Source organism: Providencia sp. PROV_01, assembly GCF_053098325.1.
In genome coordinates this window covers 2,367,025-2,392,569 of the sequence record NZ_JBRFKD010000002.1, presented here as the reverse complement: position 1 = coordinate 2,392,569, position 25,545 = coordinate 2,367,025, and the positions used below count along the sequence as shown (strand labels likewise).

37 protein-coding genes are annotated in these 25,545 nt (G+C 39.0%); 12 read left to right on the top strand and 25 right to left on the bottom strand.

Annotated elements, in window-relative coordinates:
* The coding region (locus tag ACU696_RS11685; protein WP_442958960.1) for a phage tail fiber protein at positions 1–1,014 on the bottom strand (1,014 nt) is incomplete at its 3' end.
* Positions 1,011–1,496: a hypothetical protein gene (locus ACU696_RS11680; RefSeq protein ID WP_209101631.1), complete on the bottom strand. Its 486-nt coding sequence runs from the start codon at positions 1,494–1,496 to the stop codon at positions 1,011–1,013. The genes ACU696_RS11680 and ACU696_RS11685, both read right to left, overlap by 4 nt.
* Positions 1,497–1,626: 130 nt before the next feature.
* Here ACU696_RS11680 and ACU696_RS11675 point away from each other — a divergent pair, with 130 nt between their 5' ends.
* Positions 1,627–1,860, top strand: a complete 234-nt coding sequence (locus ACU696_RS11675) for a DUF1161 domain-containing protein (RefSeq protein WP_109913318.1) — start codon at positions 1,627–1,629, stop codon at positions 1,858–1,860.
* Positions 1,861–3,111: 1,251 nt separating this feature from the next.
* On the opposite strand, the gene lysC is transcribed toward ACU696_RS11675, so the two are convergent.
* The 4 genes from lysC to ACU696_RS11655 are packed head-to-tail and all read right to left on the bottom strand — an operon-like array spanning position 3,112 to position 4,443.
* On the bottom strand, positions 3,112–3,336 hold the full coding sequence (gene lysC, locus ACU696_RS11670) for an Rz1-like lysis system protein LysC (protein WP_421667212.1): 225 nt from the start codon (positions 3,334–3,336) through the stop codon (positions 3,112–3,114).
* Positions 3,254–3,634, bottom strand: a complete 381-nt coding sequence (locus ACU696_RS11665) for a hypothetical protein (protein ID WP_117162338.1) — start codon at positions 3,632–3,634, stop codon at positions 3,254–3,256. The genes lysC and ACU696_RS11665 overlap by 83 nt, the downstream gene beginning before the upstream one ends.
* Before the next feature lie 58 nt (positions 3,635–3,692).
* The gene (locus tag ACU696_RS11660) at positions 3,693–4,262 is read right to left on the bottom strand and encodes a lysozyme (RefSeq protein ID WP_117162339.1); all 570 of its coding nucleotides are present in this window, start codon (positions 4,260–4,262) and stop codon (positions 3,693–3,695) included.
* The gene (locus ACU696_RS11655) at positions 4,243–4,443 is read right to left on the bottom strand and encodes a phage holin family protein (protein ID WP_109913315.1); all 201 of its coding nucleotides are present in this window, start codon (positions 4,441–4,443) and stop codon (positions 4,243–4,245) included. Before ACU696_RS11655 ends, ACU696_RS11660 begins: the two co-directional genes overlap by 20 nt.
* A 164-nt stretch (positions 4,444–4,607) precedes the next feature.
* On the opposite strand from ACU696_RS11655, the gene ACU696_RS11650 reads away from it, so the two are divergent.
* Positions 4,608–4,829 (top strand): hypothetical protein, encoded by a 222-nt coding sequence (locus ACU696_RS11650; RefSeq protein WP_109913314.1) that lies wholly within the window; start codon positions 4,608–4,610, stop codon positions 4,827–4,829.
* Here the strand turns inward: ACU696_RS11650 and ACU696_RS11645 are convergent.
* A complete protein-coding gene (locus tag ACU696_RS11645) occupies positions 4,806–4,997 on the bottom strand; it encodes a hypothetical protein (RefSeq protein WP_117162340.1) in 192 nt (63 codons plus the stop codon). The genes ACU696_RS11650 and ACU696_RS11645 overlap by 24 nt on opposite strands.
* A gap of 669 nt (positions 4,998–5,666) precedes the next feature.
* Positions 5,667–6,080 (bottom strand): hypothetical protein, encoded by a 414-nt coding sequence (locus ACU696_RS11640; RefSeq protein WP_198641066.1) that lies wholly within the window; start codon positions 6,078–6,080, stop codon positions 5,667–5,669.
* Positions 6,081–6,323: 243 nt separating this feature from the next.
* Between ACU696_RS11640 and hdeA the strand changes: the two genes are divergently transcribed.
* Positions 6,324–6,626 carry an acid-activated periplasmic chaperone HdeA gene (gene hdeA / locus ACU696_RS11635; protein ID WP_006662224.1) on the top strand — a complete coding sequence of 101 codons (303 nt, stop codon included), beginning with the start codon at positions 6,324–6,326 and terminating at the stop codon, positions 6,624–6,626.
* A gap of 195 nt (positions 6,627–6,821) precedes the next feature.
* Here hdeA and ACU696_RS11630 read toward each other — a convergent pair whose 3' ends face one another.
* The 10 genes from ACU696_RS11630 to ACU696_RS11585 form a co-directional block, all read right to left on the bottom strand.
* A complete protein-coding gene (locus tag ACU696_RS11630) occupies positions 6,822–7,478 on the bottom strand; it encodes a bacteriophage antitermination protein Q (RefSeq protein WP_209102732.1) in 657 nt (218 codons plus the stop codon).
* Between the two features lie 30 nt (positions 7,479–7,508).
* Entirely contained in the window at positions 7,509–8,051 is a 543-nt protein-coding gene (locus ACU696_RS11625; protein WP_209102735.1) for a DUF968 domain-containing protein, read from the bottom strand.
* On the bottom strand, positions 8,048–8,227 hold the full coding sequence (locus ACU696_RS11620; protein ID WP_209102737.1) for a hypothetical protein: 180 nt from the start codon (positions 8,225–8,227) through the stop codon (positions 8,048–8,050). Before ACU696_RS11620 ends, ACU696_RS11625 begins: the two co-directional genes overlap by 4 nt.
* Positions 8,224–8,571: a hypothetical protein gene (locus ACU696_RS11615; RefSeq protein WP_209102740.1), complete on the bottom strand. Its 348-nt coding sequence runs from the start codon at positions 8,569–8,571 to the stop codon at positions 8,224–8,226. Before ACU696_RS11615 ends, ACU696_RS11620 begins: the two co-directional genes overlap by 4 nt.
* Positions 8,568–9,101, bottom strand: a complete 534-nt coding sequence (locus ACU696_RS11610; RefSeq protein ID WP_209102742.1) for a phage N-6-adenine-methyltransferase — start codon at positions 9,099–9,101, stop codon at positions 8,568–8,570. The genes ACU696_RS11615 and ACU696_RS11610 overlap by 4 nt, the downstream gene beginning before the upstream one ends.
* On the bottom strand, positions 9,101–9,349 hold the full coding sequence (locus ACU696_RS11605; RefSeq protein ID WP_228367627.1) for a hypothetical protein: 249 nt from the start codon (positions 9,347–9,349) through the stop codon (positions 9,101–9,103). Before ACU696_RS11605 ends, ACU696_RS11610 begins: the two co-directional genes overlap by 1 nt.
* 4 nt (positions 9,350–9,353) lie before the next feature.
* Positions 9,354–10,397 carry a helix-turn-helix domain-containing protein gene (locus tag ACU696_RS11600; protein WP_447343108.1) on the bottom strand — a complete coding sequence of 348 codons (1,044 nt, stop codon included), beginning with the start codon at positions 10,395–10,397 and terminating at the stop codon, positions 9,354–9,356.
* 8 nt (positions 10,398–10,405) lie between these two features.
* Complete coding sequence (locus ACU696_RS11595; protein WP_071548505.1) at positions 10,406–10,585, bottom strand: DUF4222 domain-containing protein; 180 nt, start codon at positions 10,583–10,585, stop codon at positions 10,406–10,408.
* Positions 10,586–10,845: 260 nt separating this feature from the next.
* On the bottom strand, positions 10,846–11,301 hold the full coding sequence (locus tag ACU696_RS11590) for a YmfL family putative regulatory protein (protein WP_109913327.1): 456 nt from the start codon (positions 11,299–11,301) through the stop codon (positions 10,846–10,848).
* 50 nt (positions 11,302–11,351) lie between these two features.
* On the bottom strand, positions 11,352–11,573 hold the full coding sequence (locus tag ACU696_RS11585; protein ID WP_209102745.1) for a helix-turn-helix domain-containing protein: 222 nt from the start codon (positions 11,571–11,573) through the stop codon (positions 11,352–11,354).
* Between the two features lie 41 nt (positions 11,574–11,614).
* Between ACU696_RS11585 and ACU696_RS11580 the strand changes: the two genes are divergently transcribed.
* The 6 genes from ACU696_RS11580 to ACU696_RS11555 all read left to right on the top strand — a co-directional run bounded on the left by ACU696_RS11580 (position 11,615) and on the right by ACU696_RS11555 (position 15,239).
* Entirely contained in the window at positions 11,615–12,277 is a 663-nt protein-coding gene (locus ACU696_RS11580; protein ID WP_209102747.1) for a helix-turn-helix domain-containing protein, read from the top strand.
* Between the two features lie 349 nt (positions 12,278–12,626).
* A complete protein-coding gene (locus tag ACU696_RS11575; RefSeq protein WP_209102749.1) occupies positions 12,627–12,836 on the top strand; it encodes a hypothetical protein in 210 nt (69 codons plus the stop codon).
* 28 nt (positions 12,837–12,864) lie between these two features.
* Positions 12,865–13,110, top strand: coding sequence for a hypothetical protein (locus tag ACU696_RS11570; RefSeq protein ID WP_109913322.1), 246 nt, complete (start codon positions 12,865–12,867; stop codon positions 13,108–13,110).
* Positions 13,111–13,426: 316 nt separating this feature from the next.
* Entirely contained in the window at positions 13,427–13,606 is a 180-nt protein-coding gene (gene csrA, locus ACU696_RS11565) for a carbon storage regulator CsrA (protein WP_004911707.1), read from the top strand.
* Positions 13,607–13,888: 282 nt separating this feature from the next.
* The gene (locus ACU696_RS11560; protein ID WP_004911710.1) at positions 13,889–14,131 is read left to right on the top strand and encodes an excisionase; all 243 of its coding nucleotides are present in this window, start codon (positions 13,889–13,891) and stop codon (positions 14,129–14,131) included.
* Complete coding sequence (locus ACU696_RS11555; protein ID WP_209102750.1) at positions 14,112–15,239, top strand: site-specific integrase; 1,128 nt, start codon at positions 14,112–14,114, stop codon at positions 15,237–15,239. The genes ACU696_RS11560 and ACU696_RS11555 overlap by 20 nt, the downstream gene beginning before the upstream one ends.
* 121 nt (positions 15,240–15,360) lie before the next feature.
* Here ACU696_RS11555 and ACU696_RS11550 read toward each other — a convergent pair whose 3' ends face one another.
* The 4 genes from ACU696_RS11550 to ACU696_RS11535 form a co-directional block, all read right to left on the bottom strand.
* Entirely contained in the window at positions 15,361–15,594 is a 234-nt protein-coding gene (locus tag ACU696_RS11550; RefSeq protein WP_272675766.1) for an isocitrate/isopropylmalate family dehydrogenase, read from the bottom strand.
* Between the two features lie 76 nt (positions 15,595–15,670).
* Complete coding sequence (locus ACU696_RS11545) at positions 15,671–16,177, bottom strand: RloB domain-containing protein (protein ID WP_238564544.1); 507 nt, start codon at positions 16,175–16,177, stop codon at positions 15,671–15,673.
* An 11-nt stretch (positions 16,178–16,188) separates the two neighbouring features.
* Positions 16,189–17,418: an AAA family ATPase gene (locus ACU696_RS11540; RefSeq protein WP_238564545.1), complete on the bottom strand. Its 1,230-nt coding sequence runs from the start codon at positions 17,416–17,418 to the stop codon at positions 16,189–16,191.
* Between the two features lie 116 nt (positions 17,419–17,534).
* Positions 17,535–17,660, bottom strand: coding sequence for a phage tail fiber protein (locus ACU696_RS11535; RefSeq protein WP_442959816.1), 126 nt, complete (start codon positions 17,658–17,660; stop codon positions 17,535–17,537).
* Positions 17,661–17,861: 201 nt separating this feature from the next.
* Here ACU696_RS11535 and ACU696_RS11530 point away from each other — a divergent pair, with 201 nt between their 5' ends.
* The 3 genes from ACU696_RS11530 to ACU696_RS11520 all read left to right on the top strand — a co-directional run bounded on the left by ACU696_RS11530 (position 17,862) and on the right by ACU696_RS11520 (position 18,770).
* Positions 17,862–18,158 (top strand): DinI-like family protein, encoded by a 297-nt coding sequence (locus ACU696_RS11530; protein ID WP_238564546.1) that lies wholly within the window; start codon positions 17,862–17,864, stop codon positions 18,156–18,158.
* A 152-nt stretch (positions 18,159–18,310) separates the two neighbouring features.
* Complete coding sequence (locus ACU696_RS11525; RefSeq protein ID WP_238564547.1) at positions 18,311–18,580, top strand: hypothetical protein; 270 nt, start codon at positions 18,311–18,313, stop codon at positions 18,578–18,580.
* Positions 18,558–18,770: a helix-turn-helix domain-containing protein gene (locus tag ACU696_RS11520; protein WP_238564548.1), complete on the top strand. Its 213-nt coding sequence runs from the start codon at positions 18,558–18,560 to the stop codon at positions 18,768–18,770. Before ACU696_RS11525 ends, ACU696_RS11520 begins: the two co-directional genes overlap by 23 nt.
* Here ACU696_RS11520 and ACU696_RS11515 read toward each other — a convergent pair.
* From ACU696_RS11515 to gpJ, 3 genes are all read right to left on the bottom strand, one after another.
* Positions 18,767–20,248, bottom strand: a complete 1,482-nt coding sequence (locus ACU696_RS11515; protein ID WP_238564549.1) for a phage tail fiber protein — start codon at positions 20,246–20,248, stop codon at positions 18,767–18,769. The two genes, ACU696_RS11520 and ACU696_RS11515, sit on opposite strands and share 4 nt — an antisense overlap.
* A 72-nt stretch (positions 20,249–20,320) precedes the next feature.
* Positions 20,321–21,331, bottom strand: a complete 1,011-nt coding sequence (locus tag ACU696_RS11510) for a DUF6453 family protein (RefSeq protein WP_110591855.1) — start codon at positions 21,329–21,331, stop codon at positions 20,321–20,323.
* Positions 21,328–25,545, bottom strand: coding sequence for a TipJ family phage tail tip protein (gene gpJ / locus ACU696_RS11505; RefSeq protein WP_238564550.1), 4,218 nt, complete (start codon positions 25,543–25,545; stop codon positions 21,328–21,330). Before gpJ ends, ACU696_RS11510 begins: the two co-directional genes overlap by 4 nt.

The following is a 25,545-nucleotide window of genomic DNA, read 5'->3' as shown; positions in this document are numbered from 1 at the left end:
GCCAATACCAAGGTGTTCCATTTCAACGCCTTCAGATTCTTCGTTTAACTCAATGTTATCAGCAAAGAGTTTTACCACTGGGGAAGCGGCTTTTAAGTTGCCGTTTGAGTCTTTAGTGGTGTTTGATGTGCCATATAATCTATTAATTCTGTACTGGCTTTCTGGGTTCCCTTGTGACAACCCTGCTGTAATTATTACATTCCCTGATGAGTGTTGAACGCTCATATTCCAAAATGTATCTGATGCTTTGATTAGAAGATTTGGAGCATATTGATATGCATACTTCCCCGCATTGACAGATGAGTTGTTTCTCCATGTCTGTGTAGCTTGAGTCTTAATTTTAGACTCAATTTGAGTATCATTTAAAACCTCTGGTGCAATGATGCCACCCCAGCCATAATCACCAGCTAACATAACATCTGTGCCATTGAATTTCAGTGACTTATTACTCCCTAGTGTAAGTGATGTGCCTTCTTTCTGATTTGATAGTGATATGATATTTTGTGAAGAACCGAAACCAACATAACCTAAGTTTGTGTCATCTGAGTCTAGAAATTTGATAAATGCGCCAAATTGTGCACTTTCGCGTTTGAATTTGACAGGGTCACCGCGGCAAATAATTACGCCCCCCGTCTTATCAAACTTCCCATCTAGCAGCCTATCCCTTTCTTTCTCCGTTCTCAGTTGCATTTCAGTGCCATCAGGTAACACCACTTTAATCACACCGGATTCGGTCATGAGTCGGTTCAATATCATCATCAGTTGATAGCTTTCAGTAACCATCGCTGTTGCTTTGTTAACGCCGTCTGATACCGAACCAATCATCGTGATTGAAATAACGTATTTCACATCTGTTAGCGCCACTGGAACAGGAAAGCTTAACGTCATTTGTGTATCACTTTCCACCGAGCGAATAGCCGTCTTTATTAAATGAAGAGCAATGAGTTTGAGCACCTCATTGAATCCCTTCGATTCACTGTTGCAAACCGATTGTCTTGGCTGTGAGTTGCTCATAATTGCCATCCAGACTTAGCTGATTGAATATCGGCATGAACTCGCTCTAGGGAAGCTGCAAATGCTCTATCTGAATCAGCTATGGTCTGTTGTATTGATGTCATAGATGACTGCAATAGGCTAAATTTAGTTTCCAACCCTTTGATTCTACGCTGTTCGTCTGTTTCTGTTTTAGTTGTAGCCGTTAAAAATCCGCCTTCAGCGCCCTCCTTTGCTGCCTGTCGCATAGCACTATCTATTGCTATGCCTTTTATCTTTAAGCTCGGAATGGGTGCCGGTGTTATATAAGAGCTATCAATAAATACCTGACCATTTGTAATAAAGAACTTATCAGCGCTAAATCCAACACTTGCTGGCTGCTTCAGTCCCGTGCTAATCATCAGCCCTTCAATACGTTTTAATTGTGCTTCCAGCTTATCTAAGTCAGCGCTATCAACTGATATCTTTATAGATAGGGTGGCTATTTCTTTTTTATCTGACATGTCTGTCTCCATAAATGAAAAAGCCACCAGTGATTAGCTGATGGCTATGGATATTTTATTTAAGTATACTCACATCGCTTCACAATAAATTTCTTTACTTACTTTTTTCAAATCAATTAAGGGTATCAAAATGCAAAGAAAAATAATTGTTGCCGCACTCGTAGCGTTCGTTGCTCCAGTGATTGCAAATGCTTCATGCGACAGTGTTGTTGAAGAGATTACACAAAAGATTATTAATAATGGTGTGCCTGAAGAGGGTTTTACCATTACTGTCGTTTCCAATGAAGAAGCTGCATCACAGCAAGGTACTGTTGTTGGTAACTGTTCAAATGAAACACAGCAAATTATTTATACAAAAAAATAATTGCTGCTATGCAGAGGGCTTTATTCAAAGCCCTCTCACTTTTTATTCGAGTTGTAGAACGCCGTGTTCGATTGAATCTGAATAAGCCACTAGACCTTCATAAACAACATTATCACCATCAAAGGCTTTGCCCACTTCAATAGTGTAAGACAGTTACCCTTCCTCCCGCGCTAACTCATGAAGAGACTTGATTTGTTCTGGTATTAATACGATTTTGCTCATCAATAAATACTCCGATTTGGATTAAGCAATAAGTAGTGATAATATCCTGCCGCTGGTTAAGGATGACTGGTCCTACAACAATAATGATAAAGATGCATTTCCATTAGATATGCCCTTCTATAGAGGGGCTTTTTTTTATTTGCATACGCGTTTTTCAATATTCTTTTCCGTATTTCGTAACAATTTATACATAGATTATTTAACCTATGTTGGTACCATTCGCACACCCATTTGACATTTGGGTATTCATAAACAAAAAATTGGTTCTATTAATCGAATATTTCGCCCCGCGCCAACGAGGGGCTTTTTTTTATTCTTTCGGAATGCTTTTATCCAACTCTTCACGGAATTGAGATGGTTTATCGAAGTCTTGTGTTGCCATCTTATTTCTCCATTAAAAAACCCCGCAATTGCTAGGCTGACATATTTAGTTAAGATTTTTTACACTTATTCATCAGTCAATGTATTAATCTTAAAAATAGACATATATAACAATAAACCTACTAGGCAGTGTATATAGTTAGCCCATATTCCACTAGGCGGTGGTATGGGCTATTTTTTTTACCCTTTTCCCTTCAATTTTCCGTGCTGCTTTCCTACATAATAAAACCACCAATAACTAGTTGATAGCTATTAATATTTAACTTATGTACAACTAGTTGCAATTAACCAAGTAAAGAGTGCTAATTATGAATGAATATCACATGACAGGGATTGTAATTGAATTTATGTTAATCATGTGCACATACTATTGCTTCAAAGATATAAAAGAAGCATCCCCATCGGGAGCAGCATTTAGAACGCTAATTGGTGTCGTTCTTTTTCTTGCCTCAGCATATGGTGCAATGCTACTTTTTATTACTCTTATTATTTGACCTCAATAACTCATGTTGTTTTATTGTCTAAAATATCCACTTATAGAGATAAATCAGACCTTCAATTACTCCCCATCCAAGCGCTGTGCATACGAAACCAAGTAAAAGGAATGCTCCTGATCCAGGTAAGTTATTAAACATAATTACCACCTTGTTATTTACTATGCCTAGCCGCTTCAATCTCTCTAATGGCTTTTTTATCTAAATTACATTGCTCGATAACTGTTAGTAGCGACTCATTTATCAATAGAGAGTCACCCCAAGGAAATGTCTCAGGGATGTATTCAGGTAAACAATCATTGAGTAGATGAGCTGGAATGGACACTGATGGCGTTTGAACGTATTCTATTCGCGTGGTTGTGCAACTCGACAGTAGCATTACGAGGAGCATCAATAGCAGCACACTTATCATCCACAATAACGGTTTTGATAATGGTTTTAACCGTTTTAGAAGCCACTGCCGCCGCGTCACGTTCCCTAAGGTTATTTCGTGAGATTTCATTAAACGTTACCGAAAGTTCTAAAACGGTGGATAATATGAATTGACTTGTAGCCGCTTCATTTTCTAATCGCTCAATATCTTTTTTTACCAAAATATTGCTGTCATAAAGCGTTACAGCCCACCAGCTCACAGCAAACAGCGCTAAAAATAACCAGAATGAATTATCTATTTTCATAAATTCACCTGCTTACCTCGGTAGTGATCTAGGGCTTTTTGACATCGTTTTTCTAAACTTACCTTGTCAATACCGCAGGTATCATCTCTGAGTACATATACGCCAGTTGCCAAGTAGATAGGGAATCCGATAATGAAAGCGGATATGCATAAGCGAACTCGCCAAGGCATACGGCTTTTTCTACTTCTCGTCTTGTCATTAACCCTTTCCATTTGACGCCCCCAGCATATATCCAGCGTTTAAGTTCATTACATGCGCCAGCTTGGTCACCAGCGTTAAGCTTTTTAAGTAGCGTAGAACGTGAGAATGCCCCTGTTCCGACGTTATAAGTGAAAGAGTAAAGTGCAGCCCTTGTGTAATCAGGGATATTAACCTTAATTAAAGGGTTCACAGCCTTAGCGACAATTGCCAAGTCTTTTTCTAACAGCGCATAACACTCGGCTTTTGTATAGGTTTTTGTGGGGATAATGTCGGGGCCCGTGTGCCCATAACATACAGTAAGAACTCCCACTACATCACGGTAAGGCTTGGACTCATACCCTTCAAACTCTGCAATCATCGCAACAGTTAAGGTCACCAGCCCACCAGCTGCAGCGGCCATTTTTATTTTATTTGGTATTTTTGCCACTGTTAGCCTCTCTTAATTTGAATTCTTTCCGTTTGTAGTACCAATTCACTAAGAAGGTAGCGACAGTACAAATAATCCCGATGAGCACCGCCCATTGGTCTAAAGATAACGCCCCTGCCGCAGTGGTTATTACTCCTAATGCATAAGAAAAGGGGCTTGAGTATTTTTCGTGCATACGCATATCCACCCCCTGCGGAGTGTTCCGATGTTTAGTTAATAGAAAGCCACCAGTAATAGCAGCTAAATTTAGATTCATGAATTTAATCAGTATTTGAGATAAGTTAGAGGTTCAGCCCTATGTGACTTACCGAAGGGATGGCTGATTAACTTCGGAGTGAGGATTTTATGTCTAAATTTATTGTTAATGGCGTTTATGATTTATCTCATGCTTATGTAGTAGACCCAATTCCCAATGTTAAATATTTGGTAAATGTAAGCTTAAACGTCAATGGTATGAATGCAATGATTGGTATTGATGCTGTTTCTAACGATTTAAAAAATAAAACAATAGATGAAATTGGAAGATTAGCCTATCAGCAATTTTTAGCTAGCACGAGATGTGACTAATAGTCTTAGTTCGTTCATTGCCACTGCGTTGGTTTCTTGTATGTAGTTAACAGCTTGATTGGCACTTTCAAGCTGTTTTTCTAATGCTGTTACTCGTTCATCTAAACTACGATCCGCTTTTACCTTAGAAATACGGGTAATTCGTGCTTTTTTGATATTTCGACTCATAACTACCTCTCTTAAATAGAAAAAGGCCACGCAATGCGCAGCCCTTGATTGATTCTCACCTACTGAATTAATACCTTCTGTTATATGCCTTCTGGTCTATTATTGCTCTCTGGCTATCCTTAACACTGTTTAATGTGCTATCAGCATAAGGGTCATCTTTAGGTCTTTCCTTGCTAAAATCTTGCTCAGAAGATACGCACGCAGAAAGCATTACCGCAAAAACGATTATCAATAGCCTCATTTAATACCTCACATTAATATTTGTGTAAGATTTTAGACTAATTGAGGGCGGTAAGTTCAGTTCCCCAATTAAACATTATTGAAACGATAAGACAGTTATAGGTATTGTGGAGGGATGCACTAAGAGTATATGGTGTTCAGGTTCCCCAAGGCGTGTACGTTTCTATCCTGATAAGTACAGATACCCCATGCGAGTTAACCAATCAGCCTTGCCATTCTCCACAATGAAAATCCTACTTACTTTAAAATCACTATGCGCAAGATAGATGCCGATAAATAGAGTTTCCATTGTGTAAATCGAGTTGCTTTTGTATATTTACCTTAAGTAACGTTAGTGATATAAATTAATCTGCAAACATTTAGAGAGCTTTTTTTCTGGTTTTTCCCAATGGTATGTATACCGCCACCTCTTGCTGTAGGTGGTTTTTTTTACTTGCTGAGCGTGGGTGATATACAATAACTATTCCACAGTTTGTCAATTTGCGATTTATCAAAAACTTCCCCAACGCCATCTATCGCTGGTATTGATATATTAATTTCCCCATCAGGCTTTATATATACTTTAACCACAAAGCGCTTAAATTCAACTTCACTGACAAAGTCATAGTGTCGAGATACATAGCCACAAACATAGCCAACCTCTCCACCATTATGAGATATTTTATTGAAGTTGTATTCCACGTCTTTAAAAGACTCTAATTTAGGGCTGTTCAAGTATCCGAGTACTGTACGCTTGGTTCTTTCAACAACGCTTATTTCATCTTTATAGGAAAGGGAGAGGCCTAGCACAAAGCCAGCACCTAGTAAAAATAACGCAATAATAAAATTAAATATTTTACTCATAACAAAAACAGTCTCTTAAATAGAAAACCCGCCATTACTGGCGGGTCTACACCGTAATCCTAATTTACCTAGTATGGGACGCCACGATTAAGTGAAATACGGTGTATCTCCTATATCGGGATGATATTTATTCTTTTCAAGTACCCGCATTATATCCCAAAACCTACTTGAAATTTTATCATCAATATCTATATTTTACTTGCTGGTTGTATTTATGTTTAACAAACAAAGTGAGGCAATTAAATGAAGAAAACACTGTTTGCTACTGCAATTGCAATGTCTTTGATATCTGCATCAGCTTTCGCTGCAACAGATGCAAAACCTGTATCTAAATGGACGTGCGAAGATTTTTTAGCAATCGATGATGCATTTTATCCAACAGCAATTGGTGCTGCTGAGATTATCACCCAGAAAGGTAAGGTAGAAGACCCTACTTTAGATATTAGTGGTATCGAAACATCCACTCCGTTAATCGTTGAAGCTTGCGAAAAAGCTCCCAAAGAATCATTTATTCAAAAAGTCGAAGCCCATTTGAAAAAAATGTAATCTAAAGACCCCATCTGCTTAGGTGGGGTTTTCTTTTATTATGCATAACTACACATGTAACTCTGACCAATCGTAACAGCAAGTCTTATGTTTATTTCAGGCATAAAAAAACCCCATATTGCGAGGTTATAAACAATTTTGGCAATTTACCAAATTAGCCTTAAATATGGCTCATTTTGTTAACTTTTGCAAGTTTTACAGTTCATTTTTACTTTTCTGTTCTTGCCTTTTATTTCTCATTAAAAAAAGTGAGTTCTCATCCAGATTGCTACAAATATATAACATTTTGACCCAGTGGGAATGATAGGTTTTATTCCAGTTATATCGACTTACCCCAGCCAATTCAGCAAGTTTTGTTTGTGAGTAATTATCTGCCTCATATTGCTGTACTGACAACCAAATCAACGCCCTTAGTCGCCCCTTAACTTTACTACTTAAATTATACGCTGCTGCATATTCATTAAATTCACACCAGATGTATTTACAGATATTCACCTGATGTTCGAAGTTTAAGTCATTACCATATCTATACATAATCCATGATCGGTGCTCATCACTTAGTGCATTTATAGCTCTTCTCCATGAACTCATTTCAAATGTATGAGGATCAATCATTGGCCTTGGTGTTCTATTGCTTCTGGTTTCTAATGCATAAACGGGGTCTGTATCTCGGCAAACAAGACGGCCGTTTAATTCTAGGTTTCTTGCTCTAACTCTTGGTGTCGTTTTAGTATCAGTCAAACCAAACCCCTCAAATGCTTCTAGTTGCCCTTTCGTTGTACCAGCGCAACTATTTACTGCATCATAAGCTTTGATACTTAAATATTCTAAATCATGTGAATAAATAGCCATGTAATCCTCCACTGCGTTCCGCACAACGCATTAACCGAAAACACCCAGACCGATTGACCGATCTAGAAATCGAAATAACAAAATTAACTGGCTACCGTGCTCCCTTTCCCATCCGTTTGGATCCTTATGCAACTCACTGTGGTGAATACGACACAATGGAATAGTGAACAAGTCATGGGCTTTAGTGCCTGTTCCACCCTGACCATGGCCTATTAGATGATGTGCATCATGCGCGATAGAGTTACAGACACAACATGGCTGTGATTTTACCCACTGCAGGTATTTATCATTAGTCCAGCGCTGCAGCTTCGGCTTTAACATCAAGCTAGCTGGTGGCTCGGGATCTACAGTTAATTTTAATACCTGTTTTATTTCTTCAACATCATTAAACTCGTCGCTGAGGAATGATGAAGAAAGAGAGATAGGCCCTATTGATTTATCGCTTAGTGAATTCGGTACTGGGATAATGAGCATGCGACCATTAAAATTTGATAGCTCGCTCACTCCTGGTCTAAATATCACAGCACCAAGCTCAGGAACGGGAATTGGAGTTAATATCCATGATTTGCTCATTTCGATACCATTTCATTCCAAATTGTTATTGCTGATGGCTTATCATTTACTGCTGGGCCTTTCGCCCCACAGCCGTGGCAATAAACGTAAAACCAAGTGCGATATTCAAGCGTTTGTATATGCAAATCTTCACTACCGCATTTGCATTGATTGATTTCTGGCATTTTGTTTTTCACTGTCTAACCTCCGCCAGTAATGTATTGAATTTTAATATCAATGGGTTATGCGTTTTCATTAACTCTTTAACATCACACTTAACATGCCGATTTGTTTTTGCTCTATATCTCTTGCTTTTATTGTCTAGTTCGACTGTTTTCTCATATGCATCTTGCTGAAGCACATAAATACTAAAAGCTCCTTCTTTTCTTCCTGTTTTATTTATCGCTTTAGCTCTGAGCAAAAAATCTACCGTGATTTTTGTATGATTATTAGATGATGCATATATACTTCTGATTTTCTTGGTTGTTATTTCGTTACCTGCTTTGAATTCGCTCGCGATTCTTAGATACAAAGGAGTCATACCACCTCCCCTAAGATTGCTTTGCCTATCTCCATCAAACGATTTTTTGAGACGTGTGTCCCAATTGCCTTTGGCTCTACAAATGGACGCCAGATAAGAAGAATTGAGCCTTTACTATTGCCCTTTTTCTCTTTTCCAGTATTGGGATCAACAAAATTAATACGGCCATCGATAATAGTTCGAACTTCATCAACGCTTTTTAGCGCCAATGAGTACCAAGATGTTGATTTATCCGCTGGCAATAACATCACTATTGGTTGGTTTTGCTTTGTGCATTGTTCCGCAGCTTTAACGATCCACGGTTTTATCTTACTGTAAGGCGGGTTACACCATATGGCGCCACGACTTACCCAATCACTTTGTAATGCATTCTGTTCTATAGTTAAGAAATATGAGCACAAAGCATTTTGCTCACTTGCAGCAGCATCTAACCAAAAACCAAACTCAAGCGTTAAAGCTTCAAATAACCACTGAGGTGTTTGCCAGCAATCTTTATCTTCTGGAGCAGTATTACTTGAATAAACAGCCATTAGATAACGCCTCGCTGCTGGTGGGATTTAACATACTCGCGCATATGCTTATAACGCTGCTGAACTTGAAAATGGTCAGCATGATGGTTTAAGTGGCGAAACTTCCTGCAAGTCACTAAATCACAACGGGATTGATTCCATCTGTTACGAAGCTTGCAAATAGTGCGCCATTTACGTAGCTGTTTGAACATGGCAATCATGCCTAGAACGTCAACACAATAGATTGTTTTAGTTTCACTACGCATCATGCTGTCACCTCTTTCGCTGCTTGCTCTGCTGCTTGTTGCCAAATACCTGCCCCCATGCCTTGCGGCCTACAAAGTCCGTCATGCGACGAACGCCTGATTTCCCAGCCAGTTCACTTGCAATTTCCTCAATACGATTTTGAGGTTTTGAACGGGAACCAATAATTCTTGTGAATGCTTCATCACGCTCAACAGCATCGACCTTAACTTTTTGCTCACCAGCAAGGCGCAATGTGAGGTCATCCCACTGGTTGCGTAGTGTTCTTGGGCACTGAACGTTTTTCTTCCAGAAATCATCTTGAATAACGCGTTTGTAGAATTGGCAAATTTCTTTGTGGCTATGCCCGTCAACGCTGACCATCAAGCGAACTTCGTTAGCCCAATCAGTAAGATTTGGGGCTTTAGGTTCTTTCAGGCCAAGTTCTTTGAATACCTCGCACTTGCGCTCAAATAACCATTCCGCGCATTTGAGGTCATTGGCTGAGCCCCATTTTTGAAAGTTAGTGCTGTAAATCACCGCCTCTGGGTAACGATTTAAAAAATCAATTTTTGACTGGTCGCTGGATTCGCAAGAATTCTGCGACAAAGAGTTAGTTACTAATGGATCATGTTTTGAAGTTACTGACGGATCGCCCCCAGATTCTGGCGGGTCAAAACGATTATTTTTGCTTGATTCTGACGGGACAGATTTTGATGCAACAGATTTTGATGCGTCAGAATTTGACGTATCAGAAACTGGCGGTTGAGAAAGTGCGGCCATTGCCGCTGAAGCTAATTTATCAACGTTCAATTGATAGATATTACTTGCGTTACGATTACCTTTACGGCGCTTTTCGCTTGATAACCAACCGGCTTTTTCTAAGTTTTTAATAGCGGTACGTACAGTACTTTCACCCGCACCTATTTGACGAGCAATTGTCGGTACCGATGGCCAACAGACACCATCATCATTTGAAAAGTCGGCGAGACGGGCCATTATCGCAACAGAGGTTATTTTCAAACCTGCACTTGCGCAGCCATCCCATACATAACTTGATAGTTTTACGCTCATGCTGTTACCTACTTAACTTCTGTGTAATATTTTTTGAATTGTTCGAGGGGCTCAAAACAGGGGTGCTCATAGTCATCGAGCATGAAAACAACCCGTTGCCTTGGTTTGTCCCACTCAACAACATGGACAATACGGCCTCGCTTATCTCGGAAGTAACGATTAAGGTTTTTATGCTTTTCATTGCTCACTAACCTCTCTCCCACTGCGGAAATAGTATTTAGCCCAGCTATCTCTTAGGACTTTGCTATCTACCAATTGTTGTTCGGTCTGGTAGTTGCCCGACTCGTCAGCTGAGGTTATGATCTCTACATATTGAAACGGACCACATTTCGATACAGGCAAGCATCTAAATTGCTTTTTTGATTGAAATTGGTTTACACTGCTCATGCTAGTTACTCCACACAAGTTGTTATTAGCACCCGACGCCTCGGACCGCATATCTGGGGCGTCAACCTTTCTTATGTAATTTGATGAGCGCATTGATAGCTCCTCTAGTGCTTGCGATTGCCCTATCCAACATGGTCATAATTTGCTTTTCTTCATGCCTATCAACAACACCGTCTTCCAATGCCTTTCCAATGAATACAACTAACTCACCGCGAGTTGTTGATGCTCGAGTTTGTAATTTAAATAATTCTGGTTCGTCCAAATCCTCTGGGCTTATCTTTTCCACCAGCAATAAATTTCTTCTGTTTGCGTAATACCCAGCAAGAAATGAGGTATTAGATAAATCTTCCATTGCCTCAAGCTCTTCACGTTCAAAAAAACGACATCCGTTTTTCTCATACAAGTTGTTATTGAACGTTGTTTCTGTCATACCCAATGCACCCGCCATCGCTGAACGTCCACCGGGATACGCCTTACACATCTCTTTCACGACTTCTTTTAATGTTTGTTTGCACATATCTACAATTCCGTTGTTTTGTTGGTAGTTAACTCAGTTAGTTCGATTTGCTATTGTTTGCCTGTTCCAATTAGTTCATACAAATCTGGTCTTATTTCATGAGGTAAAACAGCATTTTTGGTGGCTTTCACAATTGACATAACCAACCTAGCGTCTACACCACCTCCATGAAGCCAGCGCCAAACTGTTGGTTGGCTAACGCCGCATAAGTCAGCTAGTTTTTTTTGCCCTCCAGCAATATCAATTGCTTTTTGAATTGCTTTGTTTTTCATTTTTTAACCCTTTTAGTATTGTCGTGAGATAAATAATAGCAATGAGTATTAAATTATACAATAGCAATGAGAATTTGATTTTTAATACGCATGACTATAAATTCGCATTCATGAAAACGACACTGTCTGAACGCCTTCAAAAGGCTATGAAATATAGGGGCAATATGACTCAGGGTGCTTTAGCTGAAGCATCAGGCGTTGCTCAACCTACGATCTGGCGTTTAGTTAATGGAAAAGCCAAAGGCTCTGTTAAATTAGTTGATATCGCTAATGCGCTTGGCGTGAATGTTGATTGGTTGGCGAACGGTATTGGGGAAATGGAAGGGCCTAATAACGAGCATAGATTTAGGTTAGACAAATCTCTTAACATTTCAGTTTGGGATGAGACTGGTGAGACTGACGATTTCGTTTTATCCCCTATGGGCAAGCCATTACCGTCTTATCGTGCATATGTTCTTAGTCGCAATACTGGGTGCGCCGAGGCACCTAACGGGAGCATTGCTATAGTAGACACTGAGATAACACCAGGAACGGGGGATCTGGTGATAGCGCAGGTCAACAATTCTATTTCTGTATATAAATTTTTAGATGGCGGCAGTCACGGCTTCCTGTCAGTTGATGATAATAGAGTGCCATTGATTGATTTATCCTCTGCACTATTTATCGGTGTAGTTGTCTTTCTTGTTCGTGATTTCAGGAGGTAGCTTGTTTTCTTTTTTTTACTAACAAGCACCTCTCTATACTCACCAACCCCATCTCTCACCAAAACTATCACCATCGTCTCATTCCTCTCGAATATAACATTGTAGCTTTTGGTTGTTTACTGTGTATTTATACAGTAAATTGTTTTATACTTTATATTCTCAAGTAAAATTTGCAAGAATTATTCCATATAAATTCTGATAGCCTTTCGTATTATTATAAAAATAAAAAAATAACCCTTTTAATTTCAATATAATACAATCCATCTTAAAATAAACAAAATATACTTATTGCTATATTTAATAGCCATTGCTATATTTATTCCATCAAGACAATGACTAGGTGGATATCATGCAAACCAATTCAAATGAACCAATCGTCACTTTTAGCGTTGCTATGTCGCAAGAAGATGCTGCAGCATGGATTATGGAAAAAGCCGCTGAACTTCAAAAGCTGGCGGCACTTAAAGCTAAGCAATCAGACTTGCAGCGCCAATTAGAAAAGCTCGATGAAGATATTTTCGATCAGTCTGAACGTTGCCAAGTCATTATTAGTGCTTAACTGAATTCAATTGTGTGGAGTTCTAGCTATGTCGAATAAAGCAGATAAAACAACAGGAAATATTATTGAGTTGAAAATCAATGGCGCCACGGTTTGTTATTTGAGAACGGATGGCTCGGTAGCTGCGGATTACTTGTCATTTATCGCAAAAACCACTGAAGTCTTAATGCTGGATAGAGACTCGCTAGAACTAGAGGCTAATGCGTTCGGGAAAACTATCCAACATGGTTACAGTGCTTTTTCGACTATTAAAGATCCCAAAGGTCTTGAATAAAGGAATCAACATGAATAGTTGAGCTACCTTTTGATGCTTCTAGAAAGTGATTTACAACATTGTCAGATAGTTTAGTGTTCCATTTTTCAAATGAATGTTTTGGAAAATACTCAACAAAAATACTTTGTACTGCATGCTCACCCCCTTTTACATCAGTGATCATGTTGCATTGGTAAAGGCATTTAGCAATTAGCGTAGATTTAAGCATTAAAAAATTCTCTTGGTTGTGTAGGGCTTCCAAGAATACCACAGCCGCCTGATGTGGATAAGTTAGTTCAGGCAATCTTATTAACTATGTGGAGTGCTTAGTATGGGAATACTTATTCTTACTCGAAAACCAACCGAAGTTGTGGTTATTGGTGATGATATTAAAGTTACAATTTTAGGAGTAAAGGGTAACCAAGTGCGGATTGGTATTGATGCCCCAAAAGATATTAGTGTCCATCGTGAAGAAATTTATAAACTAATTTTTGCTGATAATAATAAGTCCGAGTGATAGTTATTTATTGTATTTAAATTAAAACCAAATCAATAAATAAAAAAATACCGCCAATAAATTCAGCGGTAAATAATTAACACACAGGGATCAGCTCATTCTATAGGAATATAAGTAACTGTAGAATTACTTAAGCTTAGTCCAAAGATATAAATAAACAAGAAATTAGCAAAAAAAAAACCGACATATAATATGCCGGCAAATAATAGCAAGTATCGCGTGTTACTTAATAAGTATAGTCAAAAATTAAAAGTCTGTATGCGGCAGAATGTGGAGGTAATTATGCAAATGCTAACTTTGGAGGAATGGGCGAGCGAACGTTATAGAAGTCGCCCTCCTCGCCTGGGGACATTACAACGCTATGCTAGGAATGGCTTGTTCTATCCACCAGCACAAAAAGAAGGTGGTATTTGGCGTGTGAGAGAAGATGCCGACTTAGTCGGTAATTTGACATCACCGGTTATCAATAAGAGTGATAACCCAAAATTACAAAGGATTTTAAACGATGGCTGCCCAACCACGTAAAAATAACGTCAACATCCCTAATCTCTACCCACTATTTAGCAGAAAAGCTAACAAGGTTTATTGGCGTTATCGTCACCCTATAACTGGAAAATATCATGCCCTCGGTGACAATGAGGCTGAAGCTCGTGAAATTGCGATTGAAGCTAATAACCGGTTAGCTGAGCAACGCAGCCGACAAGTTATGGCGATCAGCGATAGAGTAGCAAGAATTAAAGGAAAAGAGATCACCGTAAATACTTGGCTGGATCGCTACTGGGTAATACAAGAAGAGCGCCTTGCTGACGGTGATATAAAACAAAATACATACAAACAAAAAAGAAAACCTGTAGACCTAATGCGCCACTCTCTCGCAATGAAGCCTTTACCCGCTGTTGATGCGAGAGATATCGCATCAATACTTGATGAGTATAAATCTAATGGCCAACATCGCATGGCTCAGGTTATTCGATCTGTATTAATCGATGTGTTCAAAGAGGCGCAGCATGCCGGTGAAGTCCCACCAGGATATAACCCTGCACTCGCAACTAAACAACCAAAAAGACGAATTACCCGCCAGCGCCTTAATTTAGAGGAGTGGCAAAAAATATTTGATATCGCGGATAAACAACATAAGTACTTAGGCAATGCAATGTTATTGGCAGTCATTACAGGGCAACGACTCGGCGATATTTCAGCAATGAAATTTAGTGATATTTGGGATGACCATTTGCATGTAACACAAGAAAAGACAGGAAGTAAACTGGCCATTCCACTAGCGTTAAGATCTGATGCATTAAACATGTCTTTACGTGATGTTGTTACTAGATGTCGTGACCGTGTTCTCAGTCCTTATCTGATCCACTATTTTAGAACAACCTCTCAAGCAAATAGAGGCGAACAAGTTACAGCAAATACAATAACAACAAATTTCAAGAAGGCACGAAATAAAACTGATATTGATTGGGGTGAAGGAACGCCAGCTTCATTTCATGAACAACGATCTTTATCAGAAAGACTCTATCGAGAACAAGGAATTAACACTAAAGATTTACTGGGTCATAAATCGCAAAAAATGACTGATAAATATAATGATGATCGGGGTAAAGATTGGGTAAAAGTAGTTATTTGATAGTCTATATTGGGATAGGTTTTGATAATTCGTTTTGATAACTTTTTGATAACCATTTCAAATGTGACAATAAAAAACGGGAACTATTAAGCTCCCGTTATTAATTACACAATATAATAAATTACATGTGTTTAATGATTGCGTCACCGAATTCGCTACATTTCAGTAATTTAGCGCCTTCTAATTGACGTTCGAAGTCATAGGTTACAGTCTTAGCTTCGATTGCGCCTTCCATACCTTTAACGATTAAGTCAGCCGCTTCAGTCCAGCCCATGTGGCGCAGCACCATAATTAGATAAAACAAGCAACATATTGATTTATATATACATACCCATAATAAAGCATATTGGTAAATCCATAATTATCTATTTATAAAATACTTAAAGATCAATGCATAACAAATAGTTTTGCAGAAAGGCTTTTAAGCTCAATCATGCCTTAGAAAGTATTGATATCAATTTAGATAAAGTTTCTATTTTTTTAGCCGCTGAAAAAATTACTTCTTCAGTAAAAATTTGCCTATATACTTTTTTATCAGTTAGGTTATCACCTAACATCTTTTGAACCTTATTTTTACACTCAGCGCTTTTATCGAATTTTTTCTGCTGTAAAATATCCAATAAAAGCCCTTCCAAGCATGGTGTTGAGCCTATAAGTAGTATCTTCCTACTTTCAGCCTCTCTAACTTTCTGCGCTGGCCATGTCAGATCGGTATCAAGCAAAACGGCAACCATATCGTACCCTGAGTTTTTTTTACATGACACCGCATGAGAAATAACATTAGATGGCCCTTTTCCTTTTGCAGTAGTTATTGAAATTTTATACCCCCCCTTAGAAAACAAAGAGACTAAATGACTCAAAAAAGCCTTTTCTGAAAACCCTTCTCCTACCAAAAGTAATGTTTTCTTTACTTTTCGAATACTTTTCTTTTGTGCCATTTGATGGGTCCCTACAAGCAAATATCAGGAACACCGCCTAATGCACCTGTTATATATTTATTATAAAGATTATCTTGACTTCTGAGACCCTGGATATCATCCATTCTCCATGCTGTACTTTCACAGCTATCCTTTTCCACCAAATAAACATTATGCTTTTTCAAATGTTTTAAAACTTCAGGTGTATGACAACTAAATATTAACTGAGCATTACTTGTATTAATTTGTTCGTTTTCAAACATACTCAAAATCTCAGAGACCATCAAAGGATGAAGATCGCTATCTAGCTCATCAATAACTGCTACTCCACCATTCTCTAAAGAAACTAATAAATTAAATAAATGAGTGTAGCATGCTTGGGTTCCAGCAGATTCCATTATAAATGGAAGCTTAAATTCCTTTCCGTTATTATTATGAATTCCTATTGGAACTGTTCTTTCATACTCTTCGCCGCTATCCGAATCTATAAATTTTTCTTTTTTTAATTTTATATCGCTTAGTCCAAAATCCATTTTTTTCATTATATCTACAGCCTTTTTAAACACCTCCTTTTCATTACTATAATTTTCCGTTATTGCCAATACATCACTATAACTAAATTGATGCTTACCATAGACGCTTAAATTAGAAGCGAAAGCTAATAATCCAACTAAAAAATTCGCCATTTCATTATCTTTTCTATGATAATAAGAGATAATTGAAGCGTTGGATGGCACTGTTTCAATTTCTTTAATTGTAAACATTTCATGCTCATCAAAGCTTAGCTTATTAACTTTAATCTTTTGCTCGCCATTTTGGTCAATACTTCTCGAAAATGCCGTTGAATATTGACGACTTTTTGAATGTTTATATTTTACTTCCTCATGCACCACTCTATCTCTTGTAAATTTACACAAATACTTTGTATAAAAAATTTGACTTTCTTCATTGAGATAAGTGAAGCAAACCTCTATTTCAGATGCTCCTTTCTTATTTAGTGCATGTGGAAATAGTGGGAGCTTCTCTTTAGGCTCCAAGTCTTTAAAAGAAAAGCGACTAAACCAATGTAAAAATGCTAGCGGCTTTAGCAAATTAGATTTGCCAGAACCGTTAGCGCCCATAACGGCAAGAACTTTCGTTACCTTTTCTCCATTAAAAACAACATCATAGTCTGTTTCAGATGAGTTCTTTTTAAGTCTTAAGTCGACTTCAACTTCATCTTTAAAGGAATAAAAATTTTTAAATCGGTACCATAGAAGCATATCTTATCTCACTTAAACATATTTTTGTCTAACTTCATTGAGTTTACTAAAGTTACTCAAGATGTCTATGTATTTATGACTTTAGTTACACAAATATTGCTCATATATATAAATAATCATGTAATTATTGATTGTTTATGCATGTTGGATGGCATGTTTACACGCACGTCAATCCAGTGACCATTCGGAATGTCGCAATAGTCGTAATCTTCACGCTCTTCGTTATTTTCTAGAAGAATCATACTTAATTGACATAAGTTAATATAAATCAATGAAATAAATGACGCCAATTTTAATTATATGATTACTATGCACACATGTATGTACACATTAATTATGACAACAAATGATTGTTCCTGAATGACTCCTTGCCAAAAATAAAAATACTGGCTATAAATACACTGTATATAAATACAGTTAATTACCCTACGAAGGAGTGTTTTATGGTTACTATCAAGATCCGCTTTAATAACAATAAAGAAGGTCAGTTACCTACAGGTACTTTTGAAGCATTAAGAAATGAGATTACCAAAAGATTAAGCGCCAAATATCCCGACATCAATATCGATATAAACTGGAGTACTCAAGATAATGTGTCTATTGACGGTCTTGGGAAGAATGAGAAGAAAACGTATAATGAGAAGAAAACGTATATTGAAGAAACATTGGAAGAGATATTTAACGATGGTGATTGGCTTCCTGAAACCCAAGAAGCCGAAGTAGAATATTTTGATAAGTGATCTAAGTGCGCCAACTACTCGATCTGGCGCATTAGTTTTTATTGCCTATCTATTTCTTCAGAGCCTACCCCATTTTCAATATAATCCCGACTAAAATTGATATAACCCTATCGGCTGCTCACATATCATGCACTTCTTGATTCGGAGGTTACATGAACAACAATCAGCTACTTTTGCTTGCATTAAATTGCATCAACAAAAATAGAGAGCCATCTCACACTGAGCTATCAAAAATTTACGTTTTTTATAGAACTGAGATAGATTACAAAGGTATTTCAATTGACGAGTTTATGCTTAATCAAAACTGGCAACTCATTGATGATAAAAGTATTCATAAAGTGATTGGCTTTATTGAAACGCATCTTCATCTGTCATTAAAAAAGGCTAAAGATAGAAAAAATGTCGAACAAAACTCTTGGTGAATTTATTAAGCATTTGCGCTTATCAAAAAATATATCAACCTCAGAAATAGCAAAGAATCTCACGATTTCCGAAGCTGAATATATAAAGTGTGAAGCTGGAGAAGTATCTATCTACGTAGATGATTTGAAGAGCATTGCTGATATGTTATCAGTTAAAGAATCCACTTTGATAGAAAAATACAATGATTAGGCCTCGTTTTGGCCTTCCTGCTCTACCCTTTCCGCCTCCTCTGCTGCACGTTTAGCTTCTTCTTGCGCTAATCGCTCTGCTTCTAGCTTAGCGACTCTCTCAGCTTCAGCTTGCTTTTGATTGTAGGTGGAGTTAGGTGGCATTTCGACACGCATGTCTATCCAGCGCGATTCAGGTACGTCACAAGGTTCGTAGTTTTGGAAGTAAACAGGCACGCCTTCTTCATCAAAGTGCTTAATGCGCTTATTCTGGAAACGTTCTGGCATATCTGCGTTCTGTTGGTGGAAAACAAAAACTTCAATATCACCATCAGGTCTCACCTCGTAATCAATGAGGACCATGTTTTTACCGTTATGGTCTTGAGGAATGACAAAGCCGTTATTGATACCCCATGCACCATCTGCATTAAAACCCACAACACCTTTAATGAGGTAATGGCCAATACCAAGATGCTCCATTTCAACGCCTTCAGATTCGTCGTTTAACTCAATGTCATCAGCGAAAAGTTTTACCACCGGGGAAGCGGCTTTTAAGTTGCCGTTTGAGTCTTTAGTTGTGTTTTTGTCTGAGTAAAAAATACATCTCTCTGGTTTTGAACCAGTACTGCCCTTTCGTATCATTTGAAGCCAGCTATTACTATAATTTGGCAACAGCAATACTTGTGAATTACTCCCTGCTGAATATTTTGCAATAATACTTGAGCCATAAAAATCAGTTATACCAAGCTCTGCCATACCTTCAATTGTGTGTGCAAGGCTATAGAACCCAACTTTATTTTTACTAAAATCACTAACACTTGGTAAAAAACCGCCATTTTCAGCACCGCCTAGCCCAAAATTACCAACTTGCATTGCTGTTCCCATGGACTTAGGAAACGAAGTGCTGTACTTAATTTTCCCATCGGGCCCACGTTCATATAGTTGAGCCATGACGGATTGTTCGTCAGGCTTAGCTTCTAAGTAAAGAGTTGAGCCATCATCTTTTTTCAGTCTTAAAGTAGGATAATTCATCCCTTTTTTATATACCGTTATTGACTCCATTTCCCCTGTAGTTTTATCAACCTTTCCATCTAGCTGCTTATCCATTTCTTTTGTGGTGCGTAACTGTTGAGTCGTTTGGTCTGGCAATGTCACAGTGATAATGCCCTGCTCGGTCATCCAGCGCGTTAATATGTCGCTGAACTGCACGTTCGCACCATTCATGGACACAATTTTATTCATCGCATCCGAAACAGAATGAACCATTGTTGTGAGGATGACGTACTTCGCCCCTGTTGCTGCAGTTGGTAATGGGAAATTTAATGTGAGTTCAGTATCTGATTGAATCGACTGAATACTGTTATTGTAAACAGTGTTATTAATTTGAATCTGTATTGCCTGCTCCGCTGAAACACGATTAATGTTATTGAGCCATTTAGTGCCGGTACCGACTAATTTAGTACTGTTTGCAGTTGTTGTGACTGTGCCTGTGTTGTACATAGGATTCTCCGAAATTTAGATACAAAAAAACCGCAATTAAGCGGTTTGTTTGTGATTAGGTGTTTTTATAAGCTAAAAATAATCATTGAAATCGATGCAATAGGAACTGGAATACACGACTTGGTTATACATATAGTTGGCGTAACTTGGGTAAAAATCGATGGTCCACATTCGGTTTGCAATTAGCTTGTTATTTTCAACTCTAAACCCTGATAAATAACAGTTAACGTTTACCCTTTCATTTTCTAACCATGTATTGGGCATATCCATGCTGAACATCGGTTTTTCAAATGAGCTTGTGGCGACATTCCCACTCATTTTGATGGTGTGCCCATTATTAAAGAATGGAATGTAATCTGAATTGAAAACCACTTTACCCTGTTTGTTCCAAATCGTTAATCCATCGGCGGGTTGTAGATTTAAACCGTACGAAAAAACGACGACATACACCCAACCCGCCCCCCAAGATATAATTCGGTTGTTAGGCCGGTCATAGCGAAGTACTTGGCTTGTGCTTTCTGGTCGCAGGAAAACTAATGCAGAACTACGATTCGGTATATCGTTCGGTAAGCTCCAGTACCCTCGATTGTTATTGACGTCGATATAAATCTTCTTACGATAAACACAATAAGCCACTTCATTTTCTTGGGTGATACTTCGAAAGTTATCAATTGCTGCAGACGCACCTGCATTCAAAAATAAACCATAAGTATCAGGTGGATTATCTTTTAGCGTGCCGTATAAGAAAAAATGCGACTCACCATCACTTCCCGGCAACCAACCATCAGGGCCACCGAACTCATCATAATAGCAGTGGAAAGTATCTCCTGAAGTCCAATAGCTACCGACTCTTACCATTTGTACCGAGCCATAGGCTAGAAAATGACAAAGTGCTGAGGGAATAATCACCACGTTATACCGAGAGAGCCCGGGCACATTAACGGACTTGTTTCTGTTGTCTTTTTGTGGATATCTGGGATGGGTGGTAATTTTAGTGATGAATGTGAGTGGGTAATTATCTTTTGTTAACTCAATGGGCTTACCTCCATCTTTAGGGTTGATAAATAAGCCTAACTCACTCATGGTTTCCTCCCAACTTTAACCGCCCATCGCCCTGATTGGTCATAAATCATCAGTCCCGTTGCATCTAAAATGACACGACCTGCATCACCACTCACTTTAAAATCACCATAAACTTCCAATTTATTAAACTCCGCGCTACCTGTTTCCGCATCAAGCCGATAACCAGCCTTTCCTTTTTCATAACGTTTAGACTTAATTTCTACACCGATCAATAGCTTTTCAATTGTGGCCTTGTTGATAAACACTTCATTGATAAACACCTGACCGTTTTCAACAAAAAATACGGGCTCTAACTTGCCACTTGTTGGATTGAAAATACCAAAGGTATCCGCGCTGAAACCAATTTGCGTGACGACTTTACCGTTTTTAACACTAGCCCCAACTAACATGGCTGCATCATAGGATTGGCCGTTGTACATAACTGCAGCTTTAAATGAAATAATAGAAGACGCATTTCCCTGGTGATCAACTTCTACTTTTGACATTTTTTCAATTGCTGCATAGGTTTCATCAAATTGAGCATCAAGACGCTCTATCGACTGTGCAAACGCATGATTGTTATCAGCAACAACTTTATCAATACGAGTGATTGACGCTTTAGCACGTAAGATTTCCGTACCCTGAACATTCTGCTGGGCTGTTAACTGCCCGATAGCTTCAACTTGTGAGCCCTCAGTGTTTGCCATCGTTTGTTCGATATGATTGATTGATGCCTCATTGTCTTCAAAACGTGCTTTTGACTGTTCTTTTGCCTCCGTTAATGCTTTATCAGTATTTGCAGTCGTTTCAGTTAACTTACCAATACTTGCTTGAGTCTCTTCGTGCTGACTCTGTTGCGTCTGTTTAATCTGAGTTGTCGTTTCATCTAATGTCGCAATAGACTCTGTGTGCTGAGTCACTACAGCATTGATGTTAGATAACTCTTCTTTGTTAGCATTGATATCTTTACCAAGCTCTGCACGCACTTGCTCTGTGCGCTCAGATTGGGCCTTATCTTTCTCAGCAATCGATTTGCGCACATCAACAAATTCAGCTTCAGATTGCTCATGCTGCGCTTTTACATTCTCAGCTAATTCCGCTGTCGCTTGCTCATTTGTTGCTGTTGCCGTTGCTAATCGAGTCACTTCTGCTTTCGTTTTCAATAGCTCTGAATTCGTTTCATTCACTTGTGCATTTGTTTGCATCAGTGCTTCAGAGAAAGAAAATTCAAGATTAGTGATAGTTTGATTGATATTCGTGATATAGCCGGTCATTTCACCGAACTGGGCTGTCGTCGATTGTTCAAACTTCGCTTGCGCTTGTTTTAAATCAGCTGTTGCCGTTTCGACTGTAGTGACACGGCCTTTGATGTTGCCGACTTCTTTGTTTGTTTCCCCTAGATCTGCTTTGACTTGACTGATTTGCTGTGCTGTCGCTTTCTCATAAGTCGCCTGTGCATCTTTAATATTCAGAATTTCAGATGCGTTGAAGTCAACTTTTGCTGTGATTTGCTCTTGCCAGCGAGCAGCAGCTTCTCTGTCAGTAACCTGCACTTGTTCGATGCGGAATATCTCAGCTCTGCGATCTGCAACTTCTTCTTTTAAGCTAAAGTGAACTTCAGTCGTAAACTTGGTGTTCATCATTACAGCTTCGTTAACAGCTTCTATCTCGTGATCAATACTGATAACTTTTTGCTTGAAGTCGTCATTGTCGATTTGTAAGTCTGATAGATTGTCTTTGTTGAAGTCGATTTGCTCCTGCAGTTTCTGACCAGCTTCGTTGCTGAGGAATTTATCACCGATAACTTCCAATATTTCATCAGCCCGATCTTCTGGCTTACCATTGGCTTCAACAAACTGCGACTTGCCTACGGGGTTCACGGTTCTGACATAAACGTAATATGTCTGACCAGCTTTAAGTTTCCTTCCTTGAATCACCCACATTGTGCCATTGCCAAGGTATTCAGCTAATAGCTCAACCTCATTGATATTAGCAATCTGCTTTTCAGAAAACCAAAACTCATACTGCAGGCGCAGCGCATTTTGTCCACCCACATGTGGGATAATACCCAAACTGAAAAAGCCCGGATCAATATCAATATAAGACGGCGGGGGCGGTGGGTTAATATCAAATGAGACTGAGGCTTGTTCGCCTTTTTGCCCATCTTTATTTTGCGGTGCGACAGAGAGCAAGTAATTCCCTTGCGGTAAATTACCAATGCGATAACGGTTTTCTTGGGTTTTCGCGGTACCAACAATTCGCCCCGCTTGAGTTAGTTTGAGGACAAAATCAACACCTCGAACCGCCGTTGCGGTTGTCCAGTTGGCTTCCACTTGCCAGTTGTCACTATCTGCACTGACTTCAACAGAAAGGTTTTCAACTGGAGGAATGTAGCCGCCCAATGGCGTATCGGGCAACGGTTCAAATTTCACCCCCTGGTCAACCATAGCCTCTTTTTCGGGAACGTGCTGAACTGCAATAACACCGTAGGTGCCATCGCCTTTATCAGAAATCGTAATCGCCCTAAATAAGCGACGAGCCAAATCAGGCTGGCTAATACCCCATACCGATTTTGTGGCGACACCTTTTGGTACCGATTCAACTTTAATTTGATTGTTGCCTAAGTATCCTGTCACTTTTACGCGTTCATAACGCCCAGTGGCATTCATTAACGAAATAAATGCGGTACCGGATTTAGGTTTTGTTACTTCTCTATCAAGCGTTAAAATCTTTTGAGTGGCATCGATGGCTATGAGTCTACCACCAATAGGATCCTCACCCCCCACCCAGTCGTTATCCATAATTTCGATAATATCACCAGGAGTATGCCGCAGCCCTTCCGCGCCTACTTCAAACTCAACAGTTTGGGTCTCTAATTTTTCTGTCAATAATATCCACAGACCATAACGCCGAGCTTGTCCACGGCTTGTGCAGCCAAATGCATCAACTCGAAGCACGTTAAGGCCAAACTGAGCAACCAATGCATCATCAGAGACTTGCTCAACACTGGTTTTCCAGCCGTTTTGCGGATCAATAAAACGTACTTCAATAACGGTATGACGGGCTTTTAATGGACTGAAGCTGTAGTGGAAACGACCATTAACCACATTTGCATTTGTGTAAGGCCAAACAACATCACTAGGACGATCTTGAACAAATGTCATTTGTAGCCCGTTCCACACAGGCATGATGCGCATTATTGAGCACAGGTCACTGAAGTAATCATAAGCTTTTCGAATATCAGTAATATAAGCATTGCAGGTGACTCGAGGCTCTTTATTGCCGAAGCCATCAGGCACCAGTTGATCACAATATTGACCAATAACGTAAAGCGCAAACTTATCAACCTCAGCTATTTTCAGTCTTTTACCTAACCCAAATCGCTTCGTTGTTAATAAGCTATACAATACCCACGCAGGATTATTGGTATACGCAGGCTTAAACGTTCCATCCCAAATGCCACTGTATACGCGAGTTTCAGGATTATAATTGTTCGGCACTTGAACAATCAGCCCCCGAACTAAATAGTTACGTGTAGGATATTGATTACCAAACTGTTCACTTTCAAACGTTAGACCCGCTACTGCTGATCCCGGATAGGTTTGATTAATATCGGTGATTTCGGTGTAACTTGACCAAATAGTATTATTTTGTAATTTATCGCTATTGCTATCTGGCGTTAGACGAACCATGCGAATGCTAAAAGGTGGTGGTGGTAACTTATCGATAATCACAGCCATTAGGTATGGGGAATTACTCCTTTTACCACGGATAGTGATATTTTTTTCAGTTACCCACGCTCCGTTACGCTGCACCTGCACTTGCAGCTCAACCGATGTGCCAACACGATCCCCATTATCCTTCACTTCAACCAATGCTTGGGTACCAAATGTTAACCGTAAGCGGTCAATATTTCGTGACGTTATTGTGCGAGTTACAGGTGTGCTTTTTTTGATTTCAATGCTGACAGGCGTTTCACTTGATGAAGATGAAAAACCTTCTAGTGCCGGTTGTTCTAACGTACCTGCCACCCACTGAGCGGTCATACCGTTTACATTGCTGTTACCTGAGGAGTCAATAACGGGAGTATTATTAAGATAAACCCCCTTTAAATCGCCAACCGGCCCCTCAATTGGACCTTCACTCACTAAATCAATAATTGATAATTTCTGCCGTGATGTTAAATCGTTTGGCGCCTCATAAGGAGTATGTTGTTTACCGCCGCCTTTACCCAT

Bases quoted from the DNA above. Each gene is read 5' to 3' on its own strand.
- ACU696_RS11530 (WP_238564546.1), top strand. From the start codon at position 17,862: ATGGTTACTATCAAGATCCGCTTTAATAACAATAAAGAAGGTCAGTTA.
- ACU696_RS11580 (WP_209102747.1), top strand. From the start codon at position 11,615: ATGAGTATTAAATTATACAATAGCAATGAGAATTTGATTTTTAATACG.
- ACU696_RS11640 (WP_198641066.1), bottom strand. From the start codon at position 6,080: ATGAGTAAAATATTTAATTTTATTATTGCGTTATTTTTACTAGGTGCT.
- ACU696_RS11665 (WP_117162338.1), bottom strand. From the start codon at position 3,634: ATGAAAATAGATAATTCATTCTGGTTATTTTTAGCGCTGTTTGCTGTG.
- ACU696_RS11655 (WP_109913315.1), bottom strand. From the start codon at position 4,443: ATGCGTATGCACGAAAAATACTCAAGCCCCTTTTCTTATGCATTAGGA.
- ACU696_RS11600 (WP_447343108.1), bottom strand. From the start codon at position 10,397: ATGAGCGTAAAACTATCAAGTTATGTATGGGATGGCTGCGCAAGTGCA.
- ACU696_RS11610 (WP_209102742.1), bottom strand. From the start codon at position 9,101: ATGGCTGTTTATTCAAGTAATACTGCTCCAGAAGATAAAGATTGCTGG.
- ACU696_RS11570 (WP_109913322.1), top strand. From the start codon at position 12,865: ATGTCGAATAAAGCAGATAAAACAACAGGAAATATTATTGAGTTGAAA.
- ACU696_RS11525 (WP_238564547.1), top strand. From the start codon at position 18,311: ATGAACAACAATCAGCTACTTTTGCTTGCATTAAATTGCATCAACAAA.
- ACU696_RS11625 (WP_209102735.1), bottom strand. From the start codon at position 8,051: ATGAGCAAATCATGGATATTAACTCCAATTCCCGTTCCTGAGCTTGGT.
- ACU696_RS11615 (WP_209102740.1), bottom strand. From the start codon at position 8,571: ATGACTCCTTTGTATCTAAGAATCGCGAGCGAATTCAAAGCAGGTAAC.
- ACU696_RS11545 (WP_238564544.1), bottom strand. From the start codon at position 16,177: ATGGCACAAAAGAAAAGTATTCGAAAAGTAAAGAAAACATTACTTTTG.
- lysC (WP_421667212.1), bottom strand. From the start codon at position 3,336: ATGCTACTGTCGAGTTGCACAACCACGCGAATAGAATACGTTCAAACG.
- ACU696_RS11520 (WP_238564548.1), top strand. From the start codon at position 18,558: ATGTCGAACAAAACTCTTGGTGAATTTATTAAGCATTTGCGCTTATCA.
- ACU696_RS11680 (WP_209101631.1), bottom strand. From the start codon at position 1,496: ATGTCAGATAAAAAAGAAATAGCCACCCTATCTATAAAGATATCAGTT.
- ACU696_RS11585 (WP_209102745.1), bottom strand. From the start codon at position 11,573: ATGAAAAACAAAGCAATTCAAAAAGCAATTGATATTGCTGGAGGGCAA.
- ACU696_RS11650 (WP_109913314.1), top strand. From the start codon at position 4,608: ATGTCTAAATTTATTGTTAATGGCGTTTATGATTTATCTCATGCTTAT.
- ACU696_RS11540 (WP_238564545.1), bottom strand. From the start codon at position 17,418: ATGCTTCTATGGTACCGATTTAAAAATTTTTATTCCTTTAAAGATGAA.
- ACU696_RS11645 (WP_117162340.1), bottom strand. From the start codon at position 4,997: ATGAGTCGAAATATCAAAAAAGCACGAATTACCCGTATTTCTAAGGTA.
- ACU696_RS11510 (WP_110591855.1), bottom strand. From the start codon at position 21,331: ATGAGTGAGTTAGGCTTATTTATCAACCCTAAAGATGGAGGTAAGCCC.
- ACU696_RS11630 (WP_209102732.1), bottom strand. From the start codon at position 7,478: ATGGCTATTTATTCACATGATTTAGAATATTTAAGTATCAAAGCTTAT.
- ACU696_RS11575 (WP_209102749.1), top strand. From the start codon at position 12,627: ATGCAAACCAATTCAAATGAACCAATCGTCACTTTTAGCGTTGCTATG.
- ACU696_RS11515 (WP_238564549.1), bottom strand. From the start codon at position 20,248: ATGTACAACACAGGCACAGTCACAACAACTGCAAACAGTACTAAATTA.
- ACU696_RS11535 (WP_442959816.1), bottom strand. From the start codon at position 17,660: ATGATTCTTCTAGAAAATAACGAAGAGCGTGAAGATTACGACTATTGC.
- hdeA (WP_006662224.1), top strand. From the start codon at position 6,324: ATGAAGAAAACACTGTTTGCTACTGCAATTGCAATGTCTTTGATATCT.
- ACU696_RS11605 (WP_228367627.1), bottom strand. From the start codon at position 9,349: ATGATGCGTAGTGAAACTAAAACAATCTATTGTGTTGACGTTCTAGGC.
- ACU696_RS11590 (WP_109913327.1), bottom strand. From the start codon at position 11,301: ATGTGCAAACAAACATTAAAAGAAGTCGTGAAAGAGATGTGTAAGGCG.
- ACU696_RS11555 (WP_209102750.1), top strand. From the start codon at position 14,112: ATGGCTGCCCAACCACGTAAAAATAACGTCAACATCCCTAATCTCTAC.
- ACU696_RS11675 (WP_109913318.1), top strand. From the start codon at position 1,627: ATGCAAAGAAAAATAATTGTTGCCGCACTCGTAGCGTTCGTTGCTCCA.
- ACU696_RS11560 (WP_004911710.1), top strand. From the start codon at position 13,889: ATGCAAATGCTAACTTTGGAGGAATGGGCGAGCGAACGTTATAGAAGT.
- gpJ (WP_238564550.1), bottom strand. From the start codon at position 25,545: ATGGGTAAAGGCGGCGGTAAACAACATACTCCTTATGAGGCGCCAAAC.